This window comes from Ewingella sp. CoE-038-23, from assembly GCF_040419245.1.
Taxonomy (GTDB): domain Bacteria; phylum Pseudomonadota; class Gammaproteobacteria; order Enterobacterales; family Enterobacteriaceae; genus Ewingella; species Ewingella allii.
Genome location: NZ_JAZHOH010000001.1, coordinates 1084142 through 1103584, shown reverse-complemented (window position 1 = coordinate 1103584; position 19443 = coordinate 1084142). Strand labels below are relative to the sequence as shown.

General features: G+C 53.0%; 16 protein-coding genes. 7 read left to right on the top strand and 9 right to left on the bottom strand.

Annotated features, from left to right (window positions below; genetic code table 11):
• Window positions 1-7 precede the first annotated feature (7 nt).
• Both kdpD and kdpE read left to right on the top strand, forming a co-directional pair.
• Window positions 8-2701, top strand: a complete 2694-nt coding sequence (gene kdpD, locus V2154_RS05280) for a two-component system sensor histidine kinase KdpD (protein ID WP_353501354.1) — start codon at window positions 8-10, stop codon at window positions 2699-2701.
• Complete coding sequence (gene kdpE, locus V2154_RS05275; protein ID WP_034788424.1) at window positions 2698-3387, top strand: two-component system response regulator KdpE; 690 nt, start codon at window positions 2698-2700, stop codon at window positions 3385-3387. The genes kdpD and kdpE overlap by 4 nt, the downstream gene beginning before the upstream one ends.
• Window positions 3388-3393: 6 nt before the next feature.
• On the opposite strand, the gene V2154_RS05270 is transcribed toward kdpE, so the two are convergent.
• The 4 genes from V2154_RS05270 to seqA form a co-directional block, all read right to left on the bottom strand.
• Window positions 3394-3705, bottom strand: a complete 312-nt coding sequence (locus tag V2154_RS05270; RefSeq protein WP_353501353.1) for a DUF3861 domain-containing protein — start codon at window positions 3703-3705, stop codon at window positions 3394-3396.
• On the bottom strand, window positions 3705-4406 hold the full coding sequence (locus V2154_RS05265) for a PadR family transcriptional regulator (RefSeq protein ID WP_353501352.1): 702 nt from the start codon (window positions 4404-4406) through the stop codon (window positions 3705-3707). The genes V2154_RS05270 and V2154_RS05265 overlap by 1 nt, the downstream gene beginning before the upstream one ends.
• A 199-nt stretch (window positions 4407-4605) precedes the next feature.
• Window positions 4606-6249, bottom strand: coding sequence for a phosphoglucomutase (alpha-D-glucose-1,6-bisphosphate-dependent) (gene pgm, locus V2154_RS05260; RefSeq protein ID WP_353501351.1), 1644 nt, complete (start codon window positions 6247-6249; stop codon window positions 4606-4608).
• A gap of 24 nt (window positions 6250-6273) precedes the next feature.
• Window positions 6274-6831 carry a replication initiation negative regulator SeqA gene (gene seqA / locus V2154_RS05255; protein ID WP_353501350.1) on the bottom strand — a complete coding sequence of 186 codons (558 nt, stop codon included), beginning with the start codon at window positions 6829-6831 and terminating at the stop codon, window positions 6274-6276.
• A 228-nt stretch (window positions 6832-7059) separates the two neighbouring features.
• On the opposite strand from seqA, the gene ybfF reads away from it, so the two are divergent.
• Both ybfF and ybfE read left to right on the top strand, forming a co-directional pair.
• Entirely contained in the window at window positions 7060-7842 is a 783-nt protein-coding gene (gene ybfF / locus V2154_RS05250; RefSeq protein ID WP_353503923.1) for an esterase, read from the top strand.
• Window positions 7843-8101: 259 nt separating this feature from the next.
• On the top strand, window positions 8102-8383 hold the full coding sequence (ybfE, locus tag V2154_RS05245; RefSeq protein WP_034788646.1) for a LexA regulated protein: 282 nt from the start codon (window positions 8102-8104) through the stop codon (window positions 8381-8383).
• Window positions 8384-8449: 66 nt separating this feature from the next.
• Here the strand turns inward: ybfE and V2154_RS05240 are convergent, their stop codons facing one another.
• The gene (locus tag V2154_RS05240; RefSeq protein WP_353501349.1) at window positions 8450-10114 is read right to left on the bottom strand and encodes a methyl-accepting chemotaxis protein; all 1665 of its coding nucleotides are present in this window, start codon (window positions 10112-10114) and stop codon (window positions 8450-8452) included.
• 472 nt (window positions 10115-10586) lie between these two features.
• Between V2154_RS05240 and fldA the strand changes: the two genes are divergently transcribed.
• Together fldA and fur are read left to right on the top strand one after the other, a co-directional pair.
• Complete coding sequence (fldA, locus tag V2154_RS05235; RefSeq protein WP_034788400.1) at window positions 10587-11114, top strand: flavodoxin FldA; 528 nt, start codon at window positions 10587-10589, stop codon at window positions 11112-11114.
• 280 nt (window positions 11115-11394) lie between these two features.
• Window positions 11395-11850: a ferric iron uptake transcriptional regulator gene (gene fur, locus V2154_RS05230; protein WP_034788397.1), complete on the top strand. Its 456-nt coding sequence runs from the start codon at window positions 11395-11397 to the stop codon at window positions 11848-11850.
• A gap of 207 nt (window positions 11851-12057) precedes the next feature.
• On the opposite strand, the gene chiQ is transcribed toward fur, so the two are convergent.
• The 4 genes from chiQ to nagE form a co-directional block, all read right to left on the bottom strand.
• A complete protein-coding gene (chiQ, locus tag V2154_RS05225) occupies window positions 12058-12396 on the bottom strand; it encodes a ChiQ/YbfN family lipoprotein (protein ID WP_437342023.1) in 339 nt (112 codons plus the stop codon).
• Window positions 12397-12434: 38 nt separating this feature from the next.
• The gene (chiP, locus tag V2154_RS05220) at window positions 12435-13859 is read right to left on the bottom strand and encodes a chitoporin ChiP (protein WP_278883101.1); all 1425 of its coding nucleotides are present in this window, start codon (window positions 13857-13859) and stop codon (window positions 12435-12437) included.
• Between the two features lie 544 nt (window positions 13860-14403).
• Entirely contained in the window at window positions 14404-16074 is a 1671-nt protein-coding gene (gene glnS / locus V2154_RS05215) for a glutamine--tRNA ligase (RefSeq protein ID WP_353501347.1), read from the bottom strand.
• A gap of 181 nt (window positions 16075-16255) precedes the next feature.
• The gene (nagE, locus tag V2154_RS05210) at window positions 16256-18211 is read right to left on the bottom strand and encodes a PTS N-acetyl glucosamine transporter subunit IIABC (protein WP_353501346.1); all 1956 of its coding nucleotides are present in this window, start codon (window positions 18209-18211) and stop codon (window positions 16256-16258) included.
• Between the two features lie 345 nt (window positions 18212-18556).
• Here nagE and nagB point away from each other — a divergent pair, with 345 nt between their 5' ends.
• Entirely contained in the window at window positions 18557-19357 is an 801-nt protein-coding gene (gene nagB / locus V2154_RS05205; RefSeq protein ID WP_353501345.1) for a glucosamine-6-phosphate deaminase, read from the top strand.
• Window positions 19358-19443: the final 86 nt, after the last annotated feature.

Here is a 19443-nt window from a genome sequence, read left to right as displayed (position 1 = left end):
AAAACACATGGTGGAAGAATCACAACGCCCCGACCCCGATAGTCTTCTGGCGCTCGCTAATGAGAAGCCGCGCGGTCAATTAAAAGTCTTTTTCGGTGCCTGTGCGGGCGTTGGAAAAACCTTTGCCATGTTACAAGAGGCCCAGCGTTTACGCGCCACGGGCCTCGATGTTTTGGTCGGCGTGGTGGAAACCCACGGGCGTAAAGAGACTGAGGCCCTGCTGCCCGGCCTGAGCCTGCTGCCGCCGAAACGCATTCAGCACCGTGGTCGTCTGGTGCAGGAGTTTGATCTCGACGCCGCCCTCGCCCGCCACCCTGCCCTGATCCTGATGGATGAACTGGCGCACAGCAACGCCACCGGCTCGCGCCATCCGAAGCGCTGGCAAGATATTGATGAGCTTTTAGATGCCGGAATCGACGTGTTTACCACCGTCAACGTGCAGCATCTGGAGAGTTTGAACGACGTGGTCAGCGGCGTTACCGGGATTATTATTCGCGAAACTGTCCCTGACCGGCTATTTGATGACGCCACCGAAGTGGTGCTGGTGGACCTGCCGCCGGACTCGCTGCGCCAGCGTCTGAAAGAGGGCAAAGTCTATATTCCCGGTCAGGCCGAGCGCGCCATCGAGCATTTCTTCCGCAAAGGCAATCTGATTGCGCTGCGCGAATTAGCCCTGCGCCGCACCGCCGACCGGGTTGATGACCAGATGCGCGAATACCGCGATGATCAGGGCGTCCACCGCGTCTGGCACACTCGCGACGCCCTGCTGCTGTGCATTGGTCACGGCGGCGGCAATGAGAAATTAGTGCGCGTCGCCTCGCGGCTGGCGGCGCGTCTGGGCTGCATCTGGCACGCGGTGTATGTCGAAACCCCGCGCCTGCATCGTCTGCCAGAAGGCCAGCGGCGGGCGATTTTGCGCTCGTTAAAACTTGCGCAGGAGCTGGGAGCCGAAACCGCCACCCTCTCCGACCCGCAGGAAGAGAAAGCCATTCTGCGCTATGCCCGCGAGCACCGCCTGGGCAAAGTGCTGATGGGGCGGCGCAAAGAGCAGCGCTGGAAGCTTGGCGGCAGCTTCGCCGACCGCCTGGCGCGCATCGGGCCAGATTTAGATTTGATGATCATCGGGCTGGAAGATGCTCCGGCGATCCCGAGCCGCAAAGAGCACGACGCCCGCACCTTCGCCGAGAAATTCCGCCGCCAGCTTCAGGGCTGCGCCGTGGCCGTGGCGCTCTGTACGCTGATCACCCTATTCTCACAGTGGCTGATCCCGGCCTTCGATCAGGCCAACCTGGTGATGGTTTACCTGCTCGGTGTGGTGATCGTCGCGCTATTTTATGGCCGCTGGCCGTCGGCGCTGGCCGCGGTGATTAACGTCGCCAGCTTCGACCTGTTCTTTGTGCAGCCCCGAGGCTCGCTGGCGGTCACCGACGCGCAGTATCTGGTGACTTTCGCGGTGATGCTGATTGTCGGCATCCTGATTGGCAATCTCACCGCTGGGGTGCGCTATCAGGCGCGCATTGCCCGTCACCGCGAACAGCGCGCCCAGCATCTGTATGAAATGTCGAAAGGTTTAAGTCAGGCACTGACGCCAGACGCCATTGCCCAAACCAGCCGCCACTTTATCTCTTCCAGCCTGCACGCCAAAACCGCGGTTTTACTGCCGCAGGAAAATGGCGGTCTGGCTCCGGCGGCCAGCGATGAAGGCGCCAGCATCGTGGTGGATGACGCCATTGCGCGCTGGAGTTTTGACAAGCAGATGCCCGCCGGAGCAGGCACCGACACGCTGGCGGGCGTGCCTTACCAACTGCTGCCTCTGGTGGCCTCAGGCCAGTCGCGCGGCCTGCTGGCGGTTGAGCCGACCAACGCCCGACAACTGATGGTGCCGGAGCAGCAGCGACTGCTGCAAACCTTCACCGTGCTGGTCGCCAACGCCCTCGAGCGTTTAGATTTAGCCGCCAGCGCCGAAAGCGCGCGGCTGGACGCCGAGCGCGAACAGCTGCGCAACTCGCTGCTCTCCGCCCTCTCCCACGACCTGCGCACGCCGCTCACCGTGCTGTTCGGTCAGGCAGAAATCCTGACGTTAGATTTAGCGTCAGAAGGCTCGAAACACGCGCCGCAGGCTAATCAGATTCGCCAACAAGTCCTCAGCACCACCCGGCTGGTGAACAATTTGCTGGATATGGCGCGCATTCAGTCCGGCGGCTTTAACCTGCGCAAAGAGTGGCAGTCGGTGGAAGAGATCATCGGCAGCGCGCTGCGCATGTTGGAAACCGTGCTCAGCAGCCACGAAATCAAAATCGAGCTGCCGGAAGAGCTATTGCTGGTCAATTGCGACGGCAGCCTGATTGAGCGAGTGTTTATCAACCTGCTGGAAAATGCTCATAAATACGCCGGTTCGGGGGCAACCATTGGCATTCGCGCCACGCCGCAGCAGGAGTGGCTGGAGATGGAAGTGTGGGATAACGGGCCGGGAATTATGTCCGGCGGCGAGCGCGCCATCTTCGACAAATTCTCTCGCGGTAATAAAGAGTCAGCAATCCCCGGCGTGGGCTTGGGATTAGCCATTTGTCGTGCCATTATTGAGGTACACGACGGCGAGATCTGGGCAGAAAATGGCCCTAACGGCGGCGCACGCTTCCGCTTCCGCTTACCTTTGGAATCACTGCCAGAAATGGACACTGACATAATTGAGGAAATGTGACTTCATCTCCCATTAATATTTTGATTGTTGAAGATGAGAAAGAGATCCGGCGCTTTGTTCGAACCGCGCTGGAGGGGGAAGGTTTGCGCGTTTTCGAGAGCGATACGCTGCAACGCGGGCTGATTGAGGCCGGTACGCGCAAGCCTGACCTGATTATTCTTGATCTCGGTTTGCCGGATGGCGACGGGCTGGATTATATCCGCGATTTGCGCCATTGGAGCAGTATCCCGGTGATTGTGCTTTCAGCCAGAACCAGTGAAGAAGATAAAATTGCCGCGCTGGACGCGGGTGCCGATGACTTCCTGACCAAGCCGTTTGGCGTTGGCGAGCTGTTGGCGCGCGTGCGCGTGGCGTTGCGACGCCATGCCGGAAGCCATCAGGAAAGCCCGCTGGTGAGTTTCTCTGATGTCAGCGTGGATTTGGTCAATCGGCGCGTGCAGCGTAATGGCGAAGATTTACACCTGACGCCGATTGAGTTTCGCCTGCTGGCGGAGCTGCTGGCTAACAGCGGGAAAGTGATCACCCAGCGGCAATTATTGAGCCACGTCTGGGGGCCAAACTACGTCGAGCACAGCCACTATCTGCGCATCTATATGGGCCATTTGCGGCAGAAGCTGGAAGTCGATGCCACCCGTCCACGCCATCTGTTGACTGAAACGGGCGTCGGCTACCGATTCCTGCCCTAACCTGCTTTACTCTTCCCGCTCGCGCACTTTGCCGGTTTTCAGCAGCATCATAAAATCTTTAAAGGCGGTGCGCAGAGGGTCGAACAGCGGATGCTTGCGGTTCTCCATCATGGTTTCTGAGAACAGCTTCAAGCCCACGGCAAAAGCCGCCGTTTTCTCTTCGCCAAAGCCCAAATCTTCTCGCGCCTGCAAACGCTTCACAATGCCCAAAATCTCATCGTGGTTCTCAGCTTCAAACACCAGCGTTTCGGCTTCCAGCGGCTCGCCGCGCTTGTCACTTAATGGTTCAACGGTGATGCGATAACGGTAACCCGGCATTATTTTTTCTCCTCAGAATGAGTATTTTTAGAAGACGCAGCGGCCAGCTCGGCGTCGATGGCGGCGAATTCGGCTTCAATACTTTCTACCGCTTTGACCAGCGTGGCATTAACGCGGGCCACCTGCTCGGCGCTCAAGTCGCCGCGCATCATGTTGCCGCGCAGCACGCGTTTCAGGCGATGCATGGCGTCGGAAATGCCTTCCGCCAAGTTGCCGCCGCGCGGACGCGTTGCCCCGGCCAGACGGGCGAAGATGATGTCGACCACTTCCTGATGCTGCGCCAACTCGACTTTACCGGCTTCGGTAATTTGGTAGCTTTTGCGGCCATTGCCGGTAGCGACGGCTTCCAGAAAGTCTTGCTCTTCCAGCAGGGTCAGCGTCGGGTAAATCACTCCAGGGCTTGGCACGTAGAGGCCAGACGAGGCTTCTTCAATCGCTTTGATAAGCTCATAGCCGTGGCTTGGTTTTTTCGCCACCAGCGCCAGCAGCACGCGGCGCAGGTCGCCGTGCTCAAACAGGCGCTGTACGCGCTCGCCGTGGCGGCCTTCCCCACGACCACCGCGACGGCCTTCGCCGCGCTCATCGCGATCGCCAAAATGATGACGCCCGCCGCGACGCATATCGCGATGACCGTGACGGTGGTGCCCCTCTTCGCGGCATCCGTGGCCGCGATGGCGGCCTTCGAACAGTTTGCTAAACATAGATTCAATCCTTAAAAATAGGGTTATTTAGATATATCGAAGTGTTTTCGATATATCTAAACTAGATCGAATTTCAGCCGTCAGCAAGTCGAAAATGCAATTTCGATATATCTTTTTTATGACGGGGGGAATTTCAGAAGGTGCAGAAAGCAAAAAAGCGCTGAAGATTCAGCGCTTTGTTTTGGAGCAGAGGTCGGGATTACTTGGCGTCGGCGAGCACTTTGCTGACGATATCCACGGCTTCTTTTTCGATTTTTTCGCGGTGCTCGGCGCCCAGGAAGCTTTCACAATAGATTTTGTAAGCTTCTTCAGTACCGGACGGACGCGCGGCGAACCAGCCATTTTTGGTCATCACTTTCAGACCGCCGATGGAAGCCCCGTTGCCCGGCGCGTTGGTCAGGCGGGCGGTGATTGGGTCACCGGCCAGCGTGTCAGCTTTCACCTGCTCAGGAGAAAGCTTGGACAGCGCGGCTTTCTGCGCGTGTGTCGCAGGCGCCTGAATACGGTTGTAGCTTGGCGCACCAAAGCGAGCCGCCAGCGCATTGTAGTGCTCTTGCGGATTCTTGCCGGTGACGGCGGTGATCTCAGCCGCCAGCAGGCACATGATGATGCCGTCTTTGTCGGTGGACCAAGGCGTGCCGTCGAAACGCAAGAAGGACGCCCCGGCGCTCTCTTCGCCGCCGAAGCCGAAGCTGCCGTCAAACAGGCCGTCTACGAACCATTTGAAGCCCACTGGCACTTCCACCAGCTTGCGGCCCAGATCTTCGACCACGCGGTCAATCATCGCGCTGGAGACCAGGGTTTTGCCGACGGCGACCTCTTTGCCCCACTGCGGACGGTGCTGGAACAGGTATTGAATCGCCACCGCCAGATAGTGGTTCGGGTTCATCAAACCGGCCGGGGTGACGATGCCGTGGCGGTCGTAATCCGGGTCATTGGCGAAGGCCAAATCGAACTTGTCGCGCAGCGCCAGCAGGCCCGCCATCGCGGATTCAGACGAGCAGTCCATGCGGATCACGCCGTCGTGGTCGAGATGCATAAAGCGGAAAGTCTGATCGACTGAGTCGTTCACCAGCGTCAAATCTAATTCGTAATGCTTAGCAATACGCTTCCAGTATTCGATACCGGAACCGCCGAGTGGGTCAACGCCCAGCTTCAAGCCCGCTTTTTGAATCGCCTTCATGTCGACGATTTCGCCAAGGCTTTCGACATAAGGCTGAACCAAATCTACGGCTTGCAGGTGGCCACTTTTCCACGCCGCGTCGAGAGACTGACGCTGAACGCCAGCCAGCTTGGCCGCCAACAGCGCATTGGCACGTTTTTCAATAACTGACGTCAGGTCAGTATCGGCCGGGCCGCCGTTGGTTGGGTTGTACTTGATGCCACCGTCTTCTGGCGGGTTGTGCGATGGGGTGATGACGATGCCATCAGCCAAAATGCCGCCTTTGCGATTGTGGGTCAGGATAGCGTGAGACACCGCAGGGGTTGGCGTGTAGCCATTATCTTCCTGCACAATCACGTCAACGCCGTTGGCCGTCAGCACTTCCAGCACGGAAATAAAGGCCGGTTCGGACAGCGCATGGGTATCTTTGCCCACGTAGCAAGGACCAGTAGTGCCCTGCTCTTTGCGCACTTCAGCAATTGCCTGAGCAATCGCCAGAATGTGGTTTTCGTTGAAGCTATGACGCAACGCGCTACCGCGATGGCCGGAAGTCCCAAACTTCACCGCGTGGGCAGTGTTCGTCGGGTCCGGTTGCAGAACGTAATATTGTGACGTCAACTGCGCCACATTGATCAAATCGCTTTGCTGAGCAGGTTGTCCTGCACGAGGGTTTTTAGCCACGTGTGCATCTCCCTTACGCTGAAATTAGAGGGTACCGCAGACTTTGTCGGTCAGTTCTTGTGGGAACTGCATCAACTGCATGATGTGTTCAATCATGCTGCGTTTGCGATCTGTGTTGGTATTCGTGATAACCCAATACGGCGTTCCAGGAACGTGTTTAGGCTTAGTATGGTTACCGTTTTGCAGCAATGTCTGCTGGTCGCCGGCGAAATAGGTGCGCGTACGGCCGTGCAGAGAGTCCGTCGCCGCAGCAAATTCTTTAGGATTCAGACAGTACAATGTAGTCAGGATCAGCATGAAACGGTTCACTGCCTTGGTCTGTTCTGCATAGTCATCAGAAAGCAGCAGTTCGCGCACGGCGCGGACTTTATCACGCGCGGTGTTAGCAGCAACGACAGGCGTTTTCTCTGCGGCAGTGGCGGCAGCAACCTGCGCGCCCGCATTGGCAGGAGGGGTTTTCGCTTCCTGCCCGGCAGAAAACTTCAGCATACGGCGCAAAATATCCGACGCACTTTCACCGATATGCTGCGTATGGCTGGCAATATAACGGTAGAGTTCTTCGTCAACCTCAATAGTTTTCATCTTTTTCCAGTACTGTTTTTTCTACTTAATTCGTTCGAAAAGGATTATACAAACTTCTGCGCGTTAACGAACAGGCCGCAACACAAAAAGCAGATTTATCCCCGCTTTCTGCTCACGCCTGCTGCAAACGGCTTCGCAGCGCGAAATCCCAATCAGGTATCTGACTAAAACTTTCCGGTTTAAAAATTTTCAGCAACTCATGATAACCTAATGAGATTGTTTATCTGCATGAACTTCACCATGAAATTACATTATCGTCTGCAAGAATCTGCCCAGCCCGAGAATCAAACCCTGCCCGTTTTGCTGATCCACGGCCTGTTTGGCACGCTGGATAATCTCGGGGTATTGGCGCGCGACTTGAAACAGCAGCATCAGGTGCTGCAGGTAGATATGCGTAACCATGGCCAGTCGGGGCGTTCGGATGACATGTCTTATGCCGCCATGGCGCAGGACTTATTGGATACCATGGATGACGTCGGCTTCGAAAAAGCCTTAGTGATTGGCCACTCGATGGGTGGCAAAGCCGCCATGGCGATGACCGCGCTGGCCCCCGAGCGGATTGAAAAGCTGGTGGCGATTGATATCGCGCCGGTGGATTATGACACTCGCCGCCACGACGAAATTTTTGCCGCGGTTAACGCCGTGAGCGACACCAAGGCTGGCGACCGCCAGTCCGCTGCCGAGTGCATGCGTCAATATATAGAAGAAGAAGGCGTGATTCAGTTTTTGCTGAAATCCTTCCAGCAGGGCGAGTGGCGTTTCAACGTGCCTGTGCTGATGGCCGAGTACGCGAAAATCATCGGCTGGGAAAACATTCCCGCGTGGAACCACCCTGCGCTCTTTATTCGCGGCGGCCTGTCGCCTTATGTGCAAGATAAGTATCGCGACGCCATTGCCAGCCAATTCCCTCAGGCGCGCGCCCACGTGGTCGCCGGAACCGGCCATTGGGTTCATGCAGAAAAACCTGACGCGGTGCTTCGTGCTGTACACCGTTTCATCGATGAGGCTTGATGTTTAATAAGCTGGGGATAAATTGTGCAAAAAGCCTGCATAACTTAATCATTTAGCTATAAATTTGGGCTTTTAACCGTTGTGAATCGCGGCGCGGCTAGGGTATGATTGCGCGCTAAAATTTTGCCGCCCCAAACTGGGTATAAGTTGTGCGGGGCGTCTCGAAGTTGGGTTGGGTGATTAGCCCGAAATATGTAAGGCAATCGTCAGAAACGGCGTGCCGTTTTCCGATGTAACTTTCCTGGTTTTACCGCTACCTATGGCAAAAGAACAACTGGATCGCACGACGCTTGATCTGTTCGCAGATGATCGCCGTCCGGGGCGTCCGAAAACAAATCCGCTTTCACGAGATGAGCAGCTTAGGATTAATAAGCGCAATCAACTTCGTCGCGATAAAGCGAGCGGTTTGCGACGCGTCGAGCTAAAAATTAATGCAGAAGCTGTTGATACGCTCAACAAGCTTGCCGAAGAACGCAATATCAGTCGTAGTGAGTTGATTGAAGAGATGCTATTGGCGCATCTGAATCATCACGAAAGCTGAACCTCAGCGGGCAGCCAGTTCTGGCTACCCGCTCATTTTAGGTTGCTTGCAACCCGCCAGCCTTAGTTAAAACGTTTCCCAATTTTCACTGCTTTTGGCGGCAGATGCCCCCAAGTCCGGGCGCAGTAAAGGTGCGCGCTGAGATGCAACCTGATGCTGTCCCACGCGCGTCACGCTGTCGCGCAGTTTGAAGGTCGCCACGGCGTTGTTCAGCAATGCCGCCTGCTCTTCCAGAGATACCGCGGCCTGCGACGCCTCTTCCACCAGCGCGGCGTTTTGCTGCGTCACGCTATCCATCTGCGTCACCGCCACGGCCACCTGGCTAATCCCTTTGCTCTGCTCATCCGACGCCGAGGCAATTTCCGCCATGATGTCGGTGACGTGAGTTATCGAGCGCACCACGTCATCCATGGTGTTACCCGCCTGCTCCACCAATTTCGAACCATTATCCACGCGGGAGACGGACTCGCTGATCAGCTGTTCAATCTCCTTCGCCGCCTGCGCGCTGCGCTGGGCTAGATTACGCACTTCGCTGGCAACCACGGCAAAACCGCGCCCCTGCTCGCCCGCGCGCGCTGCCTCAACCGCCGCATTCAGCGCCAAAATATTGGTCTGGAAAGCAATGCTGTTGATCACCGCCGTTATCTCAGCAATCTTTTTCGAGCTGCCGGAGATGTCCTTCATGGTGCTAACCACGTCAGCGACAATGGTGCCGCCCTTGCGCGCCGTGGCAGAGGCTTCCACCACCAGCTGGCTGGCGTGATGAGCATTGTCGGCGTTGTGTTTCACCGTCGCGGTCAGCTGCTCCATGCTGGCGGCCGTCTCTTCCAGCGCCGAGGCCTGCTGCTCGGTGCGCGAGGAGAGGTCATTGTTACCGGCAGAAATTTCAGAAGCGCCCTGATAGATGCTATTGGTGCAGTTGCGAATGGTTTGCACGGTGTTGATCAGGCTGTTTTGCATCACGTTGAGCAATGGAATCAGCTTCCCGGCGCAGTTTTTACCAAACTCTTCCAGGTTGTGGGTCAGGTCGCCGCGCGCAATCACCGCAAACTGGTCACGGATTTTATTCAGCGGTTTGACTAATCCCCACACCAGATAGCGATCGGTGATAAACAGAATCACCATGCCCAGCGCGAAAGCCACCAGCAGAATGATTTTGCTCATTTGAGTCAAATAGGCTGATTGGGCTTCAGTGCGCTTTAATGCTTCCGCAATCAATGCGTTGGCTTTCTCAACCGAGGCGCCAAACTTGACGCTGTACGGCACAACGTTGACGGTAGAAATCTGCTTATAAGCCTCGGCGTTCTTGCTGCTCGCGGCGTTGAACAGCGGCGTAGCGCCCTGCTCCGCCAGATTAGTCCAGTCGGTGATCAGCTGCTGCACCACGGCGTCATCCAGTCCCGGATGCGGGGATTTTTTAAACGCAGCCAGTGCGTCAGTCATATTGGTCAGTGCCAGTTTCGCACCATCGAATAACTCCGGTTTCTGGTTAGGGTCGTTTTGTAACGCTGACATCGCACGAGTCAAACGCGTTTGGGTTCTAAAATATTGATCGCTTCCTTTATGAATCAAGGTGAGATCGTTGACTAATGCCACGTTAATCTCGGCATTTCTGGTCAGAGAGTTGAGTGAAGTTACGGTATAGATAGCCACGCCCGCCCACATGACGCTAAATGTACCGAGAATGACTAGCATTGCGGTCCTGATGGTAATATTTTTCAAAAACTGCACGATGTGCCTCTCGTGAAACAGCTCTGTTTCTTTTTATGTGTATTAACGGGGATGCGGAGAATCAAGACAGGTCGCCGGAAGGCATAGGCCGCGGGACATGGTGAACACCTCTCCGGGCATCGATTGCTTGTACTGACGAGTTTCCTCTCGCTTCATCTATCGGCGCTGGGTGGGTAAAATTTAGGAGCAACGTGAAATTCTTTCAGTTTTGCTTAGGGAGTGCGCACTTTGTATGAGCCGAATAGCCACACAAAACACACAAAGGCGATAACGCTCGCCGGCAATGCTCGATAAACTTGTTAGTTAACTGCAAGCTGCGTAGAGGCATGTTCTCTGCGTGATGAGTTTGTTATTATTTGCGGCATTATTGCCTAGGGTATATTTCCGCTATCCCCACTCCGCCAATCAAATGGCCGACGCAACGGATAGTTAGGATCAGGCTTTTCATTGAGAACAAGAGGTTAGAAATCTTATGGCCGTAGTAGGAATCTTCTTTGGATCCGATACAGGTAACACCGAAAACATCGCAAAAATGATCCAAAAGCAGTTGGGTAAAGATGTTGCCGAGGTACATGACATTGCGAAAAGCAGCAAAGAGGATTTGGAAAAATTCGATATTTTGCTGATCGGCATTCCAACCTGGTATTACGGCGAAGCACAGTGTGACTGGGACGACTTTTTCCCATCGCTGGAAGAGATAGATTTCGAAGGTAAGCTGGTTGCCCTGTTTGGCTGTGGCGATCAGGAAGATTATGCCGAATACTTCTGTGATGCGATGGGCACCGTGCGTGACATCATCGAGCCACGCGGCGCGGTTATTGTAGGACACTGGCCAACAGCCGGTTATCACTACGAAGCCTCAAAAGGTATGGCGGATGACACTCACTTCATCGGTCTGGCGATTGACGAAGACCGTCAACCAGAACTGACCAATGAGCGCGTGGATGCATGGGTGAAACAGATCACCGAAGAATTAAGTTTAGCTGAAATCATTGGCTGATCATTAGCTGATAGCAAGAAAGGCCCTGAGTCGTTGATTACACGTCGAAAGGGCCAATCTATTACTGAAATTAACAATTTAACCGCTACAAAATTGTAACTTTCAGCGGTATCAAGGTACACTTAGATCTTGGTTTATTCTATTGATCAAGCCGTTGCGATCTGATCGCGACAGTCGTGAAAAGTGTGATCTTCGTTAACAGATCCCCCTATTCACCATGAACTGATACCACAGGCTTCATGCCTCAACGTGACAAGCATAGTAACAGGACTGAATCCGCATGACTGACAATAATACCGCACTGAAGAAAGCTGGCTTAAAAGTCACGCTTCCGCGACTTAAGATCCTGGAAGTGCTGCAAGCGCCGGAAGGTCATCACGTCAGCGCGGAAGATTTGTACAAACAATTAATTGATATGGGTGAAGAGATTGGTCTGGCGACGGTTTACCGCGTTCTGAACCAATTTGATGACGCAGGTATCGTTACCCGTCATAATTTCGAAGGCGGCAAATCTGTTTTCGAACTGACCCAACAGCATCACCACGACCACCTGATTTGCCTTGATTGCGGCCGCGTTATTGAATTCCGCGATGAGTCAATCGAAGCGCGTCAGCGTGAGATTGCGAAGAAACATGGCATTAAACTGACTAACCACAGCCTCTATCTGTACGGCCACTGCGAACTGGGTGACTGCCGTGAAGATGACAGCCTGCATAACGATAAACCAGCACTGTAATTGCAGTTCTGTAGTCATGCGTTATGTTCTGCCTGAGATGGAGCAGAACTAAAATTAGCCGCTGAAAAGCGGTTTTTTTTATGCCTAATTTCCTCCCCGCTCGCTTCAGACATTAAAAAACCCCGATCTCTGCATCAGAAATCGGGGTTCTTCATTGTGGCTGGCGGCGAGGCTGACTGCCCTGCCGCTTGCGCCCGTCAACTCACCTTACTTCATGGCGCTCGGCGAGTTGTTGGCTTTGATCTCCTGCCAGATTTTACCGCAATCCTCGGCATAGCTTTGACCATCGCCGGTTTTACGCGCCGTCAGGCATTTCTGGTAGTCAATAACCCGCACGGTTTCTTTCTTTGCAAACGCCTCATGGGCTTTCTCTTTCTGCAGCGATTCCAGAATGGTCTGGCAGGTCGCTAGCTTATCGGCTTCGCCATTCGAGGTATTGATACAGTTGGTGTAAGAGTGACGAAGCTGGTCGGCCTTACTGGCACTCGGGTCAGAACAGGCGCCCAGCAAAGCGACAGAAGCCACCACCAACAACACATTTTTAATCGATTTCATTTTCATTATTTTTTACCCAGAGTCCGATATTAGAAAATAGTGAATGGCGCAATAACAATGAACTTCACGTCTTTCTCATCCTGGAAGATGTTGCCGTAGCCACCGCCCCAGCTTGGGATGTCGGAATGGTTGTCATACTGGGTATAGTGAAGCTTGAACAAGGTGCCTTTGGCACGGCCGCCCTGCACGGTGTACAGCGCGTCGAGGCTCCACGCACTCTCTTTCAAACGCTGGCTCTGGTCATAAATCGGGTTGGAGCTTGGTTTTGCATCCCATGCGTAGACATAAGAACCGCCCACCGCGAAGCCCGGAAGATCCCATTTCGCTAAGTCATACAGCACGCCCGCATACACAGCTTTCTCGCCGTTGGCGTTGAAGTCGGAACGGTTGTCCCACCACACGTCAAGACGGCCGTTAGAAGAAGAATACGTAGGGGTCATGCGTTGCAGGAAATAACCTTGGTTGCCATCCGCCTTAACCATGGTGCCTTCGAGGCGCCAGTTAAATTGCCCGGTGGTGTAGCCGAAGGTCAGCGCCTGCAACCAAGCCATGCCGTCGTACAGACTGTTTGGATCGCTGCTGTCACCAATTTTGTCTTTCGAGCCGTAGAACTGATAGCTGGTGGTCAGTGGGTTACCCGCCAGCTCAAGTTTATAAGAGGCCTTTCCAAAGTATTGGTCAACGTAGTTCTCGGCTTGGCCAAAAGCCGCTTCCAGCACGAAGTCATTTTTGAAGTCGTATTTGGCGCCCAGTGAATGAATGTAAGAGACGCCAGTAGTGCGGTCAGCACGGCGGAAATCATCCATCTCAAGGTGCCACGGGGATTTGTACTCGTCGGCCCACATGTAGGAGAAGCTCAGTTCGCCCGGGTCGCCAAAGTCATGTTTATAGCCCGCTTCGGCGCCGCGATAAGTGCCCGGCATAAAGCTCCAGTGCGGTGCAATCAGCGTCTGGCCGGTGGGTTGGATATAACCTGCATGGCCCCAGAAGCCGCCATATTTAAATTTACCCGCTGCTTTATACAGGCTGACCCCGCCTTTATCGCCAGAGTAATCTTCGTCATAAGCATGGTTGCTGGAGGAGAACGCGATTTCGTTCGGGTGGCCGCTGTCACTGGCTTCGGCAAGCTCAACGGCGGTGAAGGCTGCCAGATCAATACCGAACATGTCCCAGGCATAACCGGAGGAGAAATCGAGGTTTAAGTTGGCCGTGGAGTGAGAAAGGTTGGTGGCGTATTTATTATAATCGGGGTTGTTTACCGTCACTTTGCTGCCGTCAGGACGGGTTTCTTCTTTGGTTTTATTCAGATCTTTACGGTCACGTTCACGCTGCCAGTAATAGATGCCGCCGGTGAGCGATGAATCATCAATAAAGCCTGCCGCTTGGGCGTCCGGCATACTCATCAAGCCACCGCCTAACAAGGTTCCAGCGAGCGCCAGAGAAATCGGTTTCATTCTTGCTCTTGGGTTAAGGCCAGCCGCGGCCCTGCCCCTGTTAAATTGACTCAACATGGGAAATCCTCTTTTTGACTTGAAAGTTAACGCAAACCCAAACGGGTAATAGGCCAGTCGCTAATAGCAAACCAGCACTGTAAACAAGGTTTAGACTATTTTTCGCGGCGCGAATTATCAATCAGTAATTAAATACAAATATCAGAAACATGACAAAGTGCACATAAATATGTATTTATGTTACAAAAGGATGAAAAGGTTGAATTTAATTTCATTATTAAAAATAAACCATTTAAATCAACAAATTAAATAAAAACAAAGCTCTGGCAGTGTAATGTTTCAGTGATAATTCATGAAAATGCATCAGCGATCACATATTTATCGGCAAGCATTAATTCGTGTTAAGAAATAAAATTTTGATCGTTTTTATGCTTAGCGTTTTGGATAAATAAAATAAAGAAGGGAATGAATGTGACTGAAGGGAAATTTTGGACATAAAAAAACGCAGCCAAGGCTGCGTTTTTAACAGGGTTAATCACTCGCGCGATTAAACAGCCGGTTTGCTTTCCCACGTATCACGCAGGCCAACAGTACGGTTGAACACTAAATGTTCTGCACTGGAGTAGCGGCTGTCGGCACAGAAGTAACCTTCACGTTCAAACTGCAGGCTCACTTCTGGCTGCGCGGCACCGAGGCTTGGCTCGACAAAACCTTGTGCAATCACCAGTGACTCAGGGTTAATGGTGGTCAGGAAGTCTTCAGCTTGCGCCGGGTTTGGCACGTTGAACAGGCGGTCATACAGGCGGAACTCGGCCGGTTTGCCTTCTGTTGCAGAAACCCAGTGAATGACGCCTTTCACTTTGCGGCCATCGGCAGGATCTTTGCTCAGTGTATCAACATCATAGCTACAGAAGATGGTGGTGATATTACCTTCTGCATCTTTCTCAATACGCTCAGCTTTGATCACGTAAGCATTGCGCAAGCGCACTTCTTTGCCCAGCACCAGACGCTTGTACTGCTTGTTCGCTTCTTCGCGGAAGTCAGCCTGATCGATGTAGATCTCGCGAGTAAACGGCACTTCGCGGCTGCCCATTTCTGGCTTGTTCGGATGGTTTGGCATGGTCACCAACTGCACATCTTCACCGGTGAAGTTTTCAATCACCACTTTAACCGGATTGATCACCGCCATCGCGCGCGGCGCGTTTTCATTCAGGTCATCACGGATACAGGATTCCAGCGCCATCATTTCAACGTTGTTATCTTGCTTGGTGACGCCGATGCGGCGGCAGAATTCACGGATAGAAGCCGCAGTGTAGCCACGGCGACGCAGGCCTGACACCGTTGGCATGCGAGGGTCATCCCAGCCTTCTACAATCTTCTCAGACACCAACAGCTGCAGCTTACGCTTAGACATGATGGCGTATTCGAGATTCAGGCGAGAGAACTCATACTGACGCGGATGGCAAGGAATGGTGATGTTATCCAGCACCCAGTCGTACAGACGGCGGTTGTCCTGGAACTCCAGCGTACACAGCGAATGCGTGATCCCTTCCAGCGCATCGGAGATGCAGTGGGTGAAATCGTACATCGGGTAGATGCACCATTTGTCAGCAGTCTGGTGATGATGCGCGAACTTGATACGGTAAATCACCGGGTCACGCATCACGATAAATGGCGAAGCCATATCGATTTTGGCACGCAGACACGCCTTACCTTCAGCGAACTCACCGTTGCGCATTTTCGCGAACAGCGCGAGGTTCTCTTCCGGCGTACGATCGCGGTATGGGCTGTTTTTACCCGGCGCAGTCAGGGTTCCACGGTATTCGCGGATCTGCTCTGGAGAGAGTTCGTCAACGTAGGCCAAGCCTTTGTTGATAAGCTCAACGGCGTAGTCGTGCAATTGGTCGAAGTAGTTAGAAGAGTATTGAATCTCCCCGCTCCACTCGAAGCCCAGCCACTTAACGTCGTGCTTAATGGACTCAACGAACTCGATATCTTCTTTCGCTGGGTTGGTATCGTCAAAGCGCAGGTTGCATTGGCCCTGGTAATCTTGAGCAATACCGAAGTTCAGGCAAATTGATTTGGCATGACCGATATGCAAATAGCCATTAGGCTCAGGCGGGAAACGGGTGTGAACCGTGTTGTGTTTCCCGGACGCCAGATCTTCATCAATAATCTGACGGATAAAATTTGTTGGGCGGGCTTCAGCCTCACTCATTGTGCAATTCCTCTACGCGACATTGGCTCGAATGACTAACCGCATATGTTCCAACAAGCCACGTCGGGAAACAACCGTTAGTTACATAAAATAGAGGTTATCTGGGTTTGAAACAAAAAAACGGGAAGAGATTGCTCTCTTCCCGTCTTATTTACTGCATCACTGCGAGTTCAGTGGGGGATTACTTGGACTGAATCTCGAACAGTTTAGTTTGACCCGCAACGACTGAGCCGCTGGCTACTGCAACAACGCCTGAGTAATCGTCGATGTTGCTGACAACAACCGGGCTAATCATTGAGCGTGCGTTGGCGTTCAGGAATTCCAGATCCAGTTCAAGCACAGGCTGACCAGCAGTGACTGTCGCGCCCTCTTCAACCAGACGAGTAAAGCCTTTGCCTTCGAGGGCCACGGTATCAATACCCATGTGCACCACGATCTCAGCGCCGGTATCCGTTTCTAAGCAGAATGCGTGGTTAGTGTTGAAGATTTTCACCACGGTACCACTCGCCGGAGAAACCACGGTTTTGTCGGTTGGGCGAATTGCCACACCGTCACCTACCGCTTTGCTGGCGAACGCTTCGTCAGGAACCTGTTCCAGCGCCACGATGTCACCCGTAACTGGAGAAACCAGCGTTTCTACGGTTTTCTTCGCAACATTAGGTACAGCCTGAGCCACGGGCGCTACCGCTGCCGCAGCCGGAGCTACAGTGGCCGCTGATGCCGGGATTGGACCGCGAGCAATCTGTTTTTTCATCGCATCAGCCAGTGATTCGGCTTTAGCACCAACGATAACCTGAATACTTTGTTTGTTCAGACGGACGATACCTGACGCGCCCAAACGTTTACAGGCTGCATCATTCACCACACCGGCATCTTTAACAGTCAGACGCAGACGAGTGATACAAGCATCAATACCTTTGAAGTTGTCTGAACCGCCCAGTGCACCGATGTAGCTCAGCGCCAGCTGGTTCAAGCCTTCTTCAGTATTGCTATTAGCTTCTGGTTCCGTCACGGCTTCGCTTGGATCTTCGCGACCTGGGGTTTTCAGGTTGAACATACGAATGATCACGCTGAACAGCACGAAGTAGATGATGAAGAAGATAACGCCCATCACCAACAGCATCCAGACGTTCTTACTGGCCGCTGGCAGGTTGTACATCAACGCATAGTCGATGGCGCCCGCAGAGAAGGAGAAGCCAGCGTGGATACCCAGCGCGGTGGCGATGTACAGGCTGATACCGGTCAAAATCGCGTGGACTAAGTACAGCAGCGGAGCCAAGAACATGAACAGGAATTCCAGCGGCTCGGTAACACCGGTCAGGAATGCTGTTACTGCTACAGACACCAACATACCGCCAACTAATGCACGACGTTCTTTCGGCGCGGCGAAATACATGGCGAAGGCTGCACCTGGCAGGCCGAACATCATGATTGGGAAGAAGCCGGACATGAACATACCCGCAGTGGTATCGCCCGCGTAGAAGCGGTTGATGTCACCGTGGAACACGGTACCTGCTGCGTTGGTAAAGTCACCAATCTGGAACCATGCGATGGTGTTCAGAACCTGATGCAGACCCGTTGGGATCAGCAAACGGTTTACGAAACCGAAGATGCCCGCACCGAATGCGCCAGCGCCCACGATCCACTCACCGCCGGCGCGGATAGCATCCTGAACAGGAGGCCAAACGTAACCGAACAGAGCAGCAAGGATCAGACAGAAGAAGCCCGTTGCGATAGGAACGAAACGTTTCCCACCGAAGAAGCTCAGGAAGTCTGGAAGTTTGATATCAGACCAGCGGTTGTAAACCATACCGCCGACCAGGCCAGTGATGATACCCGCCAAGACACCCATATTGACTGCTGGGTTAATGGTGATCATTGCTTTGGTCAAAATGAAATAGCCGATACCGCCTGCTAAAGCAGCCGCACCCGCGTTGTCTTTTGACCAGCTAGACGCCACACCAATGGCAAAGATAAGAGCGAGGTTATCGAAGATACCCCCACCAGCTTGCGCAATAAACGGCATATTGAGCAGATCTGGTTGTCCAAAGCGCAGCAAAAGTGCCGCGACTGGCAACACAGCGATTGGCAGCTGAAGCGCTCTGCCTAACCGTTGAAAGAATCCAAGAATATTCACATTTCCCCCTAATTCGCCCTGTGAGCGAATCACCTAAGTAGTTTAATAAGTATGGTTACTACCTTTAAAATCTCATTCAACCAACTGCACTGCGGAGTGTAAAAAAAATATTTCGTATCGCAAATTAAAACCTCGATTTTTGTGATAATTATCACCAAAAAACACTATTAACAGGCCACAACCCTAGGCAATTTGCAAAACTTATTTTATCATTAAAAAAATCTAGACGGCATTGTGCCTCTCCCGCATGTCATCGTTGGGTTACGCTTACAATGACGGACTTTTAAACACAGCTTTCAAATCCAATTCAAGTATATTCAAGTTCTGAAAACTAAGAGGTGTGTAATGAGATTAATTCCTTTAAATGACACTACTGAAGTCGGTAAGTGGGCAGCTCGTCATATCGTCGAACGTATCAACGCTTTCAAACCTACCGCTGACCGTCCTTTCGTACTTGGCTTACCTACTGGTGGTACCCCTCTCGAAGCTTATAAACATCTTATCGCTATGCATAAAGCGGGCCAAGTAAGCTTTAAGAATGTGGTTACCTTCAATATGGATGAATATGTTGGTCTGCCGCAGGAACATCCAGAAAGCTATCACACATTCATGTACCGTAATTTCTTCGACCATGTTGATATTCCACGTGAAAACATCAACCTGCTTAACGGCAACGCACCAGACGTCAACGAAGAGTGCCGTCAGTACGAAGAGAAAATTAAGTCCTACGGCAAAATTAACCTGTTCATGGGCGGCGTGGGCAACGATGGTCACATCGCGTTCAACGAACCGGCTTCTTCTCTGGCTTCACGCACGCGTATCAAGACCCTGACTCACGATACTCGCATCGCCAACTCACGCTTCTTCAACAACGACGTCTCTTTAGTGCCTAAATTCGCACTGACCGTTGGCGTGGGCACCCTGCTGGATGCCGAGGAAGTGATGATTCTGGTTACCGGCCATGCTAAAGCACAGGCGCTGGCTGCCGCGGTTGAAGGCAACATCAACCACATGTGGACCATCAGCTGCTTACAGCTTCACGCGAAATCCGTGGTAGTTTGTGACGAACCGTCCACCATGGAACTTAAAGTTAAAACTGTTAAATATTTCCGCGAGTTAGAAGCGGAAAATATGAAGAATCTCTGATCTTTAAAATTATGCCCAAAGCCAGTCGCGCTGAAGCAAGGCGGCAACGAATCGACTCTCCGGGAGCTTACTGAAGTAAGTGACTG

Coding starts and splice junctions, on each gene's coding strand:
- glnS (WP_353501347.1), bottom strand. CDS start 16,074: ATGAGTGAGGCTGAAGCCCGCCCAACAAATTTTATCCGTCAGATTATT.
- fur (WP_034788397.1), top strand. CDS start 11,395: ATGACTGACAATAATACCGCACTGAAGAAAGCTGGCTTAAAAGTCACG.
- ybfE (WP_034788646.1), top strand. CDS start 8,102: ATGGCAAAAGAACAACTGGATCGCACGACGCTTGATCTGTTCGCAGAT.
- nagB (WP_353501345.1), top strand. CDS start 18,557: ATGAGATTAATTCCTTTAAATGACACTACTGAAGTCGGTAAGTGGGCA.
- seqA (WP_353501350.1), bottom strand. CDS start 6,831: ATGAAAACTATTGAGGTTGACGAAGAACTCTACCGTTATATTGCCAGC.
- V2154_RS05270 (WP_353501353.1), bottom strand. CDS start 3,705: ATGCCGGGTTACCGTTATCGCATCACCGTTGAACCATTAAGTGACAAG.
- V2154_RS05265 (WP_353501352.1), bottom strand. CDS start 4,406: ATGTTTAGCAAACTGTTCGAAGGCCGCCATCGCGGCCACGGATGCCGC.
- chiP (WP_278883101.1), bottom strand. CDS start 13,859: ATGAAACCGATTTCTCTGGCGCTCGCTGGAACCTTGTTAGGCGGTGGC.
- kdpD (WP_353501354.1), top strand. CDS start 8: ATGGTGGAAGAATCACAACGCCCCGACCCCGATAGTCTTCTGGCGCTC.
- fldA (WP_034788400.1), top strand. CDS start 10,587: ATGGCCGTAGTAGGAATCTTCTTTGGATCCGATACAGGTAACACCGAA.
- ybfF (WP_353503923.1), top strand. CDS start 7,060: ATGAACTTCACCATGAAATTACATTATCGTCTGCAAGAATCTGCCCAG.